This is a genomic window from Candidatus Pelagibacter sp. HIMB1483 (assembly GCF_052048135.1).
Lineage (GTDB): Bacteria > Pseudomonadota > Alphaproteobacteria > Pelagibacterales > Pelagibacteraceae > Pelagibacter.
This window is the reverse complement of the sequence record NZ_JBNAIM010000002.1, coordinates 258030-270566: the sequence shown is the minus strand read 5'-3', so window position 1 is coordinate 270566 and position 12537 is coordinate 258030. Positions and strand designations below refer to the sequence as shown.

12 protein-coding genes are annotated in these 12537 nt (G+C 29.6%); 5 read left to right on the top strand and 7 right to left on the bottom strand.

Annotated elements, in window-relative coordinates; all coding sequences use genetic code 11:
- Positions 1 to 819: a TIGR01459 family HAD-type hydrolase gene (locus ACTTAV_RS02085; RefSeq protein ID WP_440669869.1), complete on the bottom strand. Its 819-nt coding sequence runs from the start codon at positions 817 to 819 to the stop codon at positions 1 to 3.
- Positions 820 to 943: 124 nt separating this feature from the next.
- Between ACTTAV_RS02085 and groES the strand changes: the two genes are divergently transcribed.
- Together groES and groL are read left to right on the top strand one after the other, a co-directional pair.
- Positions 944 to 1234 carry a co-chaperone GroES gene (gene groES / locus ACTTAV_RS02080; protein WP_440669868.1) on the top strand — a complete coding sequence of 97 codons (291 nt, stop codon included), beginning with the start codon at positions 944 to 946 and terminating at the stop codon, positions 1232 to 1234.
- A gap of 21 nt (positions 1235 to 1255) precedes the next feature.
- The gene (groL, locus tag ACTTAV_RS02075) at positions 1256 to 2917 is read left to right on the top strand and encodes a chaperonin GroEL (protein WP_440669866.1); all 1662 of its coding nucleotides are present in this window, start codon (positions 1256 to 1258) and stop codon (positions 2915 to 2917) included.
- A 177-nt stretch (positions 2918 to 3094) separates the two neighbouring features.
- Here the strand turns inward: groL and ACTTAV_RS02070 are convergent, their stop codons facing one another.
- Complete coding sequence (locus tag ACTTAV_RS02070; protein WP_440669865.1) at positions 3095 to 4246, bottom strand: hypothetical protein; 1152 nt, start codon at positions 4244 to 4246, stop codon at positions 3095 to 3097.
- A 416-nt stretch (positions 4247 to 4662) separates the two neighbouring features.
- Here ACTTAV_RS02070 and typA point away from each other — a divergent pair, with 416 nt between their 5' ends.
- Positions 4663 to 6489: a translational GTPase TypA gene (gene typA, locus ACTTAV_RS02065; protein ID WP_440669863.1), complete on the top strand. Its 1827-nt coding sequence runs from the start codon at positions 4663 to 4665 to the stop codon at positions 6487 to 6489.
- On the opposite strand, the gene yczE is transcribed toward typA, so the two are convergent.
- Positions 6486 to 7133 (bottom strand): membrane protein YczE, encoded by a 648-nt coding sequence (gene yczE / locus ACTTAV_RS02060; RefSeq protein ID WP_440669861.1) that lies wholly within the window; start codon positions 7131 to 7133, stop codon positions 6486 to 6488. The two genes, typA and yczE, sit on opposite strands and share 4 nt — an antisense overlap.
- A gap of 52 nt (positions 7134 to 7185) precedes the next feature.
- Between yczE and ACTTAV_RS02055 the strand changes: the two genes are divergently transcribed.
- Complete coding sequence (locus ACTTAV_RS02055; RefSeq protein ID WP_440669860.1) at positions 7186 to 7863, top strand: DUF6134 family protein; 678 nt, start codon at positions 7186 to 7188, stop codon at positions 7861 to 7863.
- A gap of 6 nt (positions 7864 to 7869) precedes the next feature.
- Here ACTTAV_RS02055 and ACTTAV_RS02050 read toward each other — a convergent pair whose 3' ends face one another.
- Complete coding sequence (locus ACTTAV_RS02050) at positions 7870 to 9186, bottom strand: TldD/PmbA family protein (protein ID WP_440669859.1); 1317 nt, start codon at positions 9184 to 9186, stop codon at positions 7870 to 7872.
- A complete protein-coding gene (tldD, locus tag ACTTAV_RS02045; protein WP_440669857.1) occupies positions 9186 to 10598 on the bottom strand; it encodes a metalloprotease TldD in 1413 nt (470 codons plus the stop codon). The genes ACTTAV_RS02050 and tldD overlap by 1 nt, the downstream gene beginning before the upstream one ends.
- Positions 10599 to 10689: 91 nt before the next feature.
- Here tldD and ACTTAV_RS02040 point away from each other — a divergent pair, with 91 nt between their 5' ends.
- Positions 10690 to 11037: a thiol-disulfide oxidoreductase DCC family protein gene (locus ACTTAV_RS02040; protein ID WP_440669856.1), complete on the top strand. Its 348-nt coding sequence runs from the start codon at positions 10690 to 10692 to the stop codon at positions 11035 to 11037.
- On the opposite strand, the gene ACTTAV_RS02035 is transcribed toward ACTTAV_RS02040, so the two are convergent.
- Entirely contained in the window at positions 11034 to 11327 is a 294-nt protein-coding gene (locus ACTTAV_RS02035; protein ID WP_440669855.1) for a hypothetical protein, read from the bottom strand. The two genes, ACTTAV_RS02040 and ACTTAV_RS02035, sit on opposite strands and share 4 nt — an antisense overlap.
- Before the next feature lie 30 nt (positions 11328 to 11357).
- Positions 11358 to 12536 (bottom strand): hypothetical protein, encoded by a 1179-nt coding sequence (locus ACTTAV_RS02030; protein ID WP_440669853.1) that lies wholly within the window; start codon positions 12534 to 12536, stop codon positions 11358 to 11360.
- Between the last annotated feature and the right edge of the window lies 1 nt (position 12537).

The window sequence follows — 12537 nt, the reverse complement described above, 5'->3', positions numbered from 1 at the left end:
TTACCATTTTAGATCTGACTGAATATAATTACAAATTGCTTCATATGATTTTGAAGTTTTTTCAATACCCATTTGTTCAATTTCATTTTTATGTATTCCATTTGAAATTATTAATGAATCATAATTTAACAGATTAGCACCTTTAATATCTGTATTTAAATTATCACCGATTGAAAGTATTTTCTTATTTTCGTTGTTAAAAGACATATTATATACTTCAGGATAAGGTTTACCAAAATAGATAACATCTCCTCCCATTTTTTCAAAAACCATCGCAACAGAACCAGCACATAATTCTCGAACTCCTCCTTTGTCAACTATTAAGTCTGGGTTTGTACAAATCATTTTTTTTGAAATAAAATTTTGAAGAAAATTTTTATAATAATTTAAGTCAATCTTTTGCTCATCATATAAACCTGTGCATAATAAGTAATCTGCATTTTCAATTTTTTCTACCTTTTGATTTCTAAAATCAATAAATAAGTCAAAATCTCTTGGAGGACCGATGTGAAAAAATTTTTTTGAAAAAAAATTTTTTTTAAGATAGGCTAAAGCTGCTTGACCTGATGTATATACATGATCCCTTAAATTTTTCTCCATTCCTAATTTTTCTAAAAAATTTCTTACATTTGAATTTGGTCTTGGAGCGTTTGTTAAAAGAACAAAATCTTTTTTTAACTTTCTTAATTCATTAAGTGCTTTAATAGCATTTTGAAATAATTTAACACCATCGTGAGTAACACCCCATAAATCTATATAAAATAACTGATATTGATCAGCTATTGCTCTTAGGCCATCTTTATCTAAATTTTTGGTCATCAAAATAATCTATAACCGAAAAAATGCTTTATTTCCTATCTTTTTTAACAAACTATTTATGAAGTATATCTTGAAATAGTAAGACCAATCTCTATATGAAACGCATATTTATAAAGGAGAATTTATGAAATTTAGACCGTTACACGATAGAGTTCTAATTGAAGTGTTAGACAGTAGTGAAAAAACTGCTGGAGGAATTATTATACCTGATACAGCTCAAGAAAAACCACAGGAGGGTAAAGTTGTTGCAATTGGTGGTGGGGCAAAAACTGAAGATGGAAAAGTGATACCAATGGATGTTAAAGTTGGTGATAAAGTTCTATTTGGCAAGTGGTCAGGAACTGAAGTCAAAATCGATGGTAAAGAGTACAGCATAATGAAAGAGTCTGACATTATGGGTATTTTAAGTAAATAATATAATTAAAGGAGAAGTATAATGGCAAAAATTGTTAAATTTGACGCTGAAGCAAGAGCAGCAATGATAAGAGGAGTAAATATCTTAGCTGATACAGTTAAGGTTACGCTAGGTCCAAAAGGAAGAAACGTTGTGATGGATAAGTCATATGGAGCTCCAAGAATTACAAAAGATGGTGTTTCGGTCGCAAAAGAAATTGATCTAGAGGATAAATTTGAAAATATGGGTGCACAAATGGTTAAAGAAGTTGCCAGCAAAACTAATGATGAAGCTGGAGATGGTACAACCACAGCAACAATTTTAGCTCAAGCAATAGTTAAAGAGGGTGTTAAATATGTTACAGCTGGCATGAATCCTATGGATGTTAAGAGAGGAATTGATGCAGCAGTTGATGTTGTTAAACAAAATTTAGTCTCTTCAGCTAAAAAAGTAAAAGATAGCGATGAGATTGCACAAGTTGGAACTATTTCTGCCAATGGTGATAAAGAGATTGGTAGTATGATTGCAAAAGCAATGCAAAAAGTTGGTAATGAGGGTGTAATTACTGTTGAGGAAAATAAAGGAATTGAAACCGAGCTAGATGTTGTTGAAGGTATGCAGTTTGATAGAGGATATTTATCTCCATACTTTATTACTAACAGTGATAAGATGACTACTGAATTAGACAATCCATTTATTCTTTTACATGAGAAGAAATTAACTAACCTACAACCGATGGTTCCACTTTTAGAGGCTGTTGTTCAAGCTGGAAGACCATTAATGATTATTTCTGAAGATGTTGAAGGTGAAGCTCTAGCAACTTTAGTAGTAAATAAATTAAGAGGTGGTTTAAAAGTTGTAGCTGTTAAAGCTCCAGGATTTGGTGATAGAAGAAAAGCTATGCTTGAAGATATTGCAATTTTAACTGGTGGAAGTGTCATTTCTGAAGATTTAGGAATTAAACTTGAAAACGTTAAATTAGATGATCTTGGATCATGCAAAAAAGTTAAAGTTGATAAAGATAATAGTACTATCGTAAATGGTAGTGGTAAAAAATCTGATATTGAAGCAAGATGTTCTTCAATTAAACAACAGATTGATGAAACAACTTCTGATTATGATAAGGAAAAACTTCAAGAAAGATTAGCTAAATTAGCTGGTGGTGTTGCTGTAATTAAAGTTGGTGGTGCAACTGAAGTAGAAGTTAAAGAAAGAAAAGATAGAGTTGAAGATGCTTTAAATGCAACAAGAGCTGCTGTTGAAGAAGGTATTGTAACAGGTGGTGGATGTGCATTACTTTATGCTGCTCAGGATTTAGATAAAGTTAAAGCAAAAGGAGAAGATCAAAAAGCCGGTGTTGATTTAGTAAGAAGAGCACTAGAAGCACCAATAAGACAAATTACTAAAAATGCTGGTGTAGATGGTTCAGTAGTAGTTGGTAAATTGTTAGAACAGAATAAAAAAACTCACGGCTACGATGCACAAAATGAAGAATATTGTGACATGTTCGCAAAAGGAATTATCGATCCTGTAAAAGTTGTTAGAACTGCTTTACAAGATGCAGCCTCAATTTCCGGATTGTTAGTAACTACTGAAGCAATGATTGCTGACAAACCTGAAGAAAAAGATGCTAGTCCTGCTGGAATGCCTGGTGGAATGGGCGGCATGGGTGGTATGGGAGGAATGGGTGGCATGGGAATGTAATCCCCATTTTTCTCCAACAAAAATTCAAAAAGGGCAGTTTTTACTGCCCTTTTTTTTTACCCTAAACAAAAATCTGCAATGAAGTTTGCAATGAATGTTCAATGAAGTTTTTAGAATCAAAAAACGGTGCTGAAGGCAACCCTAGTTTATTATTAAAAACAAAGAGTAATTAATTTCTTAAGCAGGATTTGGACATTCTATTACTCTACCCATAGAGTCTCTATCTCCACATTTTTTTGGTTTTACTTTATAACCCAATTGTAAATATATTAAACTATAATAGTCATAATTTCTTTCAACAGAATGAGCAGTAATAATTCTGTTATTATCAAAATCAATAACCACTTGTTGTCCGTGAGCACCATCCATCATTAAAATAGGTCTGTCTTCTAATCCGATTGGGTCAAAGTGAAACTGGCCACCGTAAGTTTGTGTAGCGCTGTGATTACCTCTAAACTTACTATACTCACTAAATTGTTTATCAACTCTATTTTCATACATTGTTTTTAAATACTTACCAACACAAGTATCATTGTTCCAATGATTCATCATCATGTTAGCAATTCTTAAATAATCATATCTGTCAGCATAAAAAGAATATCTACCATACTCACCAGATTTTCTGTTACCTTTATCAGCATTTAAAGTCTTATGAAAATAAACTCTTTTAGCAACTTTAGCGTCTTCTACAAATATCTTATGTAATAACTTGTTCCAGTCATCACCAGTTTTGTAAATAACATAGTTCATAATAACATTGGTTGTCATGGCACTATAGTTATAATAAGTACCAGGTTCTAAACCATCAACACCTTTAAAGTATTTCTTCATAACTTTGTGAATTGGTATTGTGTTAAGATTAGGACCTTTACCTTTGTAAGGGTTATCCCATGCATATATTCTTTGTCCTACTATTTTATCATCACCTGCCTGCATATTAAGTAAGTTAATTAATTTTTGATTTTCATATAAAGTTCCTGCAACCGTTGGGTAATCTATTCTGTCATAAACGGTATGATTAATATAACCACCACATATTGCATAACCTGTAACTAAAGATACCAAAGACTTACCTATGGAATGTGAAGGATAAGGTCCTTTGTATTTACTTTTTCTATTTTCATCAACTAAAATTTTATTGTTTTCAAATAAGATGTAAGAAACTAAACCAGTATCTTTACGTGATATTTGTTCTTTAACTTTTACAGATAATTTATTAGTTTGTAAATCAATCTCAAACTCATACGTGTCATTTTTCTTATCACCTATTTTGTATTTGTGGTGACAATTAAAACAATATTTTTCACCAGCAAATGTTACGCCGATCATTATAAATAAAGAAAGGATAAAATAAATAATTCTACTCATTAAATTTTGTATATTGAAAATTTAACTGAATTCTAAAATGAAGTCATCTTTTAACTTGCTTTTAAATTAGAGGATTTTCTCAATGAAGTTTTCAATGAAATTTTTTAAAAAGTAAGATATTATGCGAGGTATGAGAGAATGTTCTGCGAATGTAATCCCTTCCAAATAAAAAATTATGTCTAAACGTTATAGTGGAAAATCATTTAAAGATTCGAGTGTAAAAAAAAAGTCTAAATTAAGCTTTAAAGAAAAAAGAAAGATTAAGAGAGAAAAGCGAAAAAAGCTTAATTAACTACAATATATTCAAATTATGCATGTTAAATATGGTTTTTTTTAAGTTTTCAAAACAATTTATTTATGTATAAGAGCCTCAAAAAATGACAAACAATATAAGAAACATCACTATTATTGCTCACGTTGACCACGGGAAAACAACTTTAATTGACAACTTAATGAAGCAAAGCGGCTCATTTAGAGAAAATGAGGTTGTTGATGAAAGACTAATGGACTCTGGAGAATTAGAAAAAGAAAGAGGAATAACAATTTTAGCAAAACCTGCATCAATAAATTGGAAGGAATCAAGAATTAATATTATTGATACTCCTGGTCACAGAGATTTTGCTGCAGAAGTTGAGAGAGTTTTAAGTATGGCAGATGGCGCTCTTCTATTAATAGACTCTGCAGAAGGTGTAATGCCACAAACAAAATTTGTATTATCAAAAGCACTAAAACAAGGACTTAGGCCAATTGTAGTAATTAATAAACTTGATAAGTCTGATCAAAGAGCAAATGAAGTTTTAGATGAAACTTTTGATTTATTTGTGAGTTTGGATGCAAACGAAGAACAGTTAGATTTTCCCGTTCTATATGCAAGTGGGAGATCTGGATGGGCAGATAATGAGGTAGATGGCCCAAGGAAAAATTTAAACCCTTTATTAGACAAAATTATTGAACACGTTGAACCTGCTCAATTAGATAAATCAAAACCATTTGCTATGCTATCAACACTTCTTTATGCAGATAGTTTTTTAGGAAGAAGTTTAGTTGGAAGAATTACTCAAGGTACTGCTAAAGCTAATCAAGCAATAAAGGCAATTAATTTAAAAGGTGAAAAAGTTGATGAAGGAAGACTTACTAAAATTTTTAGATATGAGGGCACAAAAAAAGTTCCTATTGAAGTTGGTGAAGCTGGAGATATTGTAGTAATTGCAGGTTTAGAGAAGGCTAATGTTGCAGATACTATATGTGACCTGGAGGTTAATGAACCAATTAAAGCAACACCTATAGATCCTCCAACAATGTCTATTACAATCACTGTAAACACTTCCCCTCTAGCAGGCACAGAAGGTAAAAAACTTACTAGTACACAAATTAGAGATAGATTAATTCAAGAAGCACAAAATAATGTTGGAATTACATTTTCTGAAAATGAGGGAAATGACTCTTTTGTAGTAAGTGGTCGAGGAGAATTAATGTTAGAAATTTTACTCACTCAAATGAGAAGAGAAGGTTTTGAAATGACTGTAAGCCCACCAAAAGTTTTGTATAAAAAAGATGAAAATGGAAACAAACTTGAGCCAATTGAGGAAATTACTATGGATCTTGATGAGGAGCATTCATCAAAAATTATAGATTCTATGAACAGAAGAAAAGGTAAATTAATTGAATTAAAAGATACAGGTAAGAATAAAAAACGACTTATATTTCATGCACCAACGAGAGGCTTGATGGGATACACAAGTAGATTTTTAACTCTTACTAAAGGTAATGGGGTAATAAACAGAATTTTTCATTCTTATGGTCCATTTGAAGGTGATATGGAGGGAAGAAGAAATGGTGCATTAATTTCAATGGAACAAGGAAAAGCAGTTGCATTTGCAATATTTAATTTACAGGCAAGAGGAGAGATGTTCGTAACACACAATGATCCAGTATATCCAGGTATGATTGTAGGACTATCACCTAAACCAGGTGACATGATTATAAATGTCATGAAAGGAAAAAAATTAACTAATATGAGAACACAAGGAACAGATGAAAATGTTGTCTTAACTCCAGTGAGAAAAATGTCAATCGCAGAACAATTAAGCATGTTAAATACTGACGAAGCTTTGGAAATTACACCAGATTCTTGTAGATTAAGAAAAGCTATTTTAGATCCACACGAAAGAAAAAGAAGTGAAAAAGCTGGCGCAGCAGCTTAATCAAATATTTTATCAACTAAATAAAGTCCTAAAGCAACACAAGGGCCTATTCCAAAAGCAAATAACAAAGTTCCAACACCAACAGTTCCACCTAAATACCATCCAATACTAACAACTGAAATTTCTAAAGTTGCTCTGACAACGGCTATAGGAAAATTTGTAACTTTTTGTAAACCAATCATCAATCCATCCCTTGGACCTGCTCCTAAATTAGAAACTAAATATATACCTCCACCAATACCAACTGTAATTACAGATATAACTGCTAAAATTAATTGATTAATATAATTAGTTGGAGTTGGAACAAATTTGATACAAAAATCAATCATCAGTGCAATTATTAAAGCATTAAAGATTGTTCCCATGCCTGGCTTTTGACCTAAAGGTATCCACAAAATTAGAACAGCAATACTAATCAATAAAGTTATTGTGCCAATACTTAAATTTACTTTAAGAGAAATACCTTGTGCTAAAACACTCCAGGGAGAAGCTCCTGTAAAAGAAACAATCAATAAACCTTCCCCTAGTCCAAACAGCATTAATCCAAAACATAAAAAAAAGAATGTTGAGAATTTTGGTTTAAGATTATGTGGTCTATCTGATGTCCAATTAACTTTTGGTATTTTCTTAATTTTTAAAAACATTTTTTGATAAACTACTTCTATTATAAAAAAAGTCTATTATTGTAATCATTAAATGAAAAAAATTTTGATCATAATTATTATATTATTATCCCCAAATGTACTTGCCCATATAGACCATTATAAAAAATATAATAAAATTGAAATGGAAATTTTTAGGAATGGTGAATTAATAGGATACAATTATTATTTTTTTACAAGAAAAGGTGATGAAACAATAATAACTAATGAAATAAAGTTTTCTGTTAAACTTCTTGGAGCTACAGTTTTTCAAGTAGAAGGATCTGGAGAAGAAAAATATATAAAAGATCAATTAATTTCTTTTAACTCTAAAACTTTGCAAAATGATAAAGAAAAATTTGTTAATTTAGTTTTTGATAGAAATAAACAAAAATTTGTTATAAAAGGTTCCTCTTATTCTGGAGAAGCATCAATTGATAATATTGTGGGAAATTGGTGGTCTCATAAAATTTTACAAACTAATAGTCAGATTAGTCCAATTTCAGGAAGTATAAAAGAACAAGTTGTGACGTTTATTGCTAAAGAAAAAATTGATCTTTATGGAAAAACTTATGAAGTTGATCATTTTAAACTTAGATCAAAAGATATGAGCTTACCAAAAGATAAAAGATTAGATTTTGATATATGGTATGATCCAGAAAGTTCTCAAATTATAAAAGTATCATATTCGAGAATGGGTGATTGGGAATATCGTTTAAAAAATTTTGAATAAATTCTATTATTTACCTGCTACAACCATACCTTCAATCATCATAGTTGGAGAGTTAGTTGCATATTTAAATTCTAGATCATTAGCTAGAGTAATGTTTTTGAACATATCTTTAAAATTTCCTGCAATTGTAATTTCATTTATGGGGTATTTAAATTCCCCATTTTCAACAAGAAAGCCTGTTGCTCCTACTGAATAGTCTCCTGTTACAATATTGCTTCCATGACCTATTGTTTCTGTAATATAAAGGCATCTTGGATTAGAATTTAAAAGATCATTATAAGAAATATTTCCATTATCAAAATAAAGATTGCTTGTGCCTCCACATCTTCCATTCGATCTAATATTCAATTTTTTTCCATTATAAGTGTCCATTAAGTAATGCTTTAAAACACCCTGCTCCACCAACTTTAAAGTATTTGTTTTTACCCCTTCTGAATCAAAGCTTCTAGAACCAAGACCTTTTAATATATCCGGCTTATCAAAAATATCTATTTCATCTGAAAATATTTTTTGATTTATTTTATCTTTTAAAAAAGAGGTGCTTCGTGAAATAGCAGAGGAAGATATTGCGCCAGCAAAAGTACTTAAAATTCCTTTTGCAATTCTTTTATCAAAAATTATAGCAATTTTTTCACTACCAATTTTTTTTGGGCTAAGTTTTTTAATAGTTTGTTCAGCAGCTAATTTTCCTAATTCTTCTGCACTATTAATATCATGTAAATGACATTTGCTAGTATATTCATAATCACGCTCCATGCTTTTATCATCTTTAGCAACAATCACACTTGATGCTGTAAATGACGAACTTTTATAACCTTTCGAAAAACCATCGCTATTTGCTAAAATGAAGTTTGATTTATCTTCAATAAAACTGGATTCTGTATTTACTATTTTTTTATCACTTGAAGCTGATGCCTCTAATCTCTCTAAATATTCAATCTTATTTTCATTTTTTATATGAGTATCATCATATAAATTCAAATCTTTTAATTCTTTGGCAAGTAAATCTTTATCTGGAAGTGAGTTAAATTCATCCTCTGGAGTATTTTTTGTAGTTTCAATACATTTTTCTATTAGAGTATCTAAATTTTCTTTTAATAGATTTGAAGATGATATTGATGATTTTTTTTTACCAATATAAATTGTAATACCTATAGCAAGATTATCTGATCTATTTGATTCGTCTAATTTTTTGTTCCTAAAATTTACTGATTCAGAAATTGAATTACTTACAACAACGCTTGAATCTGTTGCCCCTAATTTTTTTGCTAGATCTAGACAATAAGATGCTTTTGCAGATAGATATTCCTGATCTTTGATCATTAAAGTTTTGTTCCACCTACTGTCATTTTGTTGATTAATATAGAAGGTTGAGCAACTCCAACTGGAACACCTTGACCAGCTTTACCACAAGTTCCAATTCCTGGATCTAACATCATATCATTTCCAACCATCGATACTTCTTTTAATATAGATGGGCCATCACCTATGAGAGTCGCACCTTTAATCGGTGACCCAATTTTACCATTAATAATTTCATATGCTTCAGTACAATTAAATACAAATTTACCTGAAGTAATATCAACTTGCCCACCACCAAAACTTACAGCAAAAATACCTTTATCAACTGATTTAATCATCTCTTCTTGAGTATGATTACCATTTAACATCATAGTATTTCTCATCCTTGGAAGAACAATATGTCTATAGTTTTCTCTTCTGCCACTACCAGTCGATCTGGTTTTCATTAATCGCGCATTTAGTCTATCTTGCATGAAATTTTTTAATATTCCATTTTCAATCAATACTGTTTTTTCTGATGGAGTTCCTTCATCATCTATTGTGAGACTACCTCTTCTGTTATCAATGGTGCCGTCATCAACTATAGTAACACCTTCACTCGCCACTTTCTGGCCCATTAAATTATGAAATGCAGAAGTTTTTTTTCTATTAAAATCTCCTTCTAAACCATGACCTACTGCCTCATGAATTAAAATAGCTGGCCAACCTGGACCCAATACAACTTTCATTTCCCCTGCTGGAGCAGGCTTACTCTCTAAATTTACTGAAGCTATTCTTAAAGCTTCGTCACAAACTTTTTTCCAGTTATCGTCTTTTAAATAAGCATCATATGATTGTCTTCCACCTATACCGTACCCCCCTGACTCTTTTCTTCCATTTTTTTCTAGCATTACTGATACATTAAATCTAACTAAAGGACGTATATCAGTTAATGTTTCTCCACCAGATCGGATTATTTCTATAGACTTTTTTTCCCCAAGAAAATTTGCTGTTACTTGCTTAATATTATTATCTTTTGATCGTAGATATTTATTTACTTTGTTTAAAATTTCTATTTTTTCATTTAGTGTTTTTTGTTCAATTGGATTAATGTTTTCATAATATTTTTTATTAGATTTAGGTATTTCATGGTTATAAACACCTTTAGCTGATTTTAATGTAGATTTGAGATTTTCAGAAGATTGTTTAAGGGAGTTTTTTGATATCTCATTTGAATGGGAATAAGCAACAATTTCATTAGAAATAGCTCTAAACCCAAAGCCTAAATCAGAACTATAACTAGAATTTTTAATTTTATTATCATCTAATAAAATTGATTCTGATTTAGAATTTTCTAAATATAATTCGCCATCATCACATTTCTGCAATGTGTCTGAAATTATACTTTCTGCATCACTTCTTGATAAATCTGATTTTTCGAAAAAATTACTCATAGCCACTAATACATAGTTTGTTTAAAGAAATTTTCAACATGTGTATTTTACGCATATACATAACTTTATTTTTTTGTAATTATTATACTTTATGAAAGTTTATTTTAATAATTCTTGTAAAATATGTAGGGCTGAAATTGATTTATATAAAAAAGAAAAAATTCAAGAAATTGATTGGATAGACATTACAGATAATACTTTAGCTACAGAGGAAACATCAAAAAATAGCAAAGAACTGCTTCGAAGGCTTCATGTAAAAGATGGCGAAAAAATTTTAGAAGGTGCAGAGGCTTTTTTGCTTGTGTGGAAAAAAATACCTAAATACAAATTTTTATATAATTTTTTTAAATTACCAATAATCTTTAATATTTTTTCTTTCACTTATGAAATAGTGGCTTTCTTTCTCTATCTAAAAAATAAGAGACAATTAAAAAATTAACTAGTAAAAAATAATAAGAATTTACTTAATAATGACATTGAGGCTATAAACATTATAAGTACGATTGAATACATTAACAAAATAACTTTATTTTTTTTTCTTCTTAACCTTACAAAATCCTTATCATCTAAATCGGAAATATCTCGCTCACCAACAACAGGATAATCATAAGTAAACCTCCAAGTACTTTCTCCAAGCCTAGCATCTAAATTATTATAGTACGTTATCCAAGCAATGATGTACCTTAATATCAAATACAAAATAATTAAAAAAGCTGTTCCTAAAATCATTACAGATAATACCTAAATAAATAAAAATATTTAATTATTATTTTTAACTCTTTTTCTTGCAATTAGTTGCGTTAAAGAGTCTACCATTGTGTCAGATGCTTTGAATATATCTACACTTCTAAATTCATGAGAAATATTTTTTTCAGGATTTGATTTGTCCTCAATAACTATACCTTCATCAGGAGAATTATTTTTAATGTAAATTAACAATAACCACTCTTCATCTTCTGACTCATCCCATTTAATAAAAATTTCTCCTGTTTCAAATCTTCTATCGATGCATCTAAAAATAGACATATCACGGGTAATATGTCTTTTATTTAATTGAAAGACCAAACTACTAGCACTTCTATAAAAACTTTCTAATGCGAACTCAATTTTTTGACGAGCTAGCGTATATTCTTTTTCTTTTAATAATAAAGTATCTCTATCCTCATCTCCTTGAAGTTTTACACCAAGAGCTTCAACTCTTTCTTTAATTTTTTGATCTCTAATTATTCGGTATTTTTCTTTTAATTTATCAATTCTTTCTTGTAACCCAGCATAATCTTCTCTTTTTTCTTTTAATGAAATTTTTTCAAGTCTTTCTAGCTCTTTAACTTCTCTAATTCTAAATTTTTCAATTTGTTTTTCTAATCTTAATTGTTTTAAAAATTGTTTTTGTTTTTCTGCTTGTTCAATTCTTAAAAGAGCCTGCTCTTTTCTTAAAAATAATTTTATTTCTTTTGTTCTCTGTTTTTCTAATCTAGCTTCCTCTTTTAACTCTTGTTCCTTTAGTTTTACTTTTAACACTTCTTCTTTTTTTTTTTGCTTTTCAAAAGCAATCTTTGCTTCTCTCTCTTTTTCAATTTTTTCTATTTCAAGCCTTCTTTTTTCGTCTTGTTTTAAGTCTTTATAACTCGAAATAGTTTCAGAAATTTTATCAAAAAATCCTTGAATATATTTTTCTAAACTAAAATTAATTTTGAAATTGAATTGTGGCTTTAATGATAACTGCAGTTTTACTAATTTTAAAACCAAACTTTCTTTTTGAGTTTTTTTAATTTTGAATTTATATCTTGTTTTTTTTACTTTGGTTTTTTTTAGTTTTTTAATTTTAACTTTTTTAATCCTTTTTTTTCTTTTTTTTGACTTTTTAACAGATTTTCGAGTTGATATTTTTCTTACAATTTTACTCTTTCTTTTTGATCTTTTTTTTTTATTTTTCATT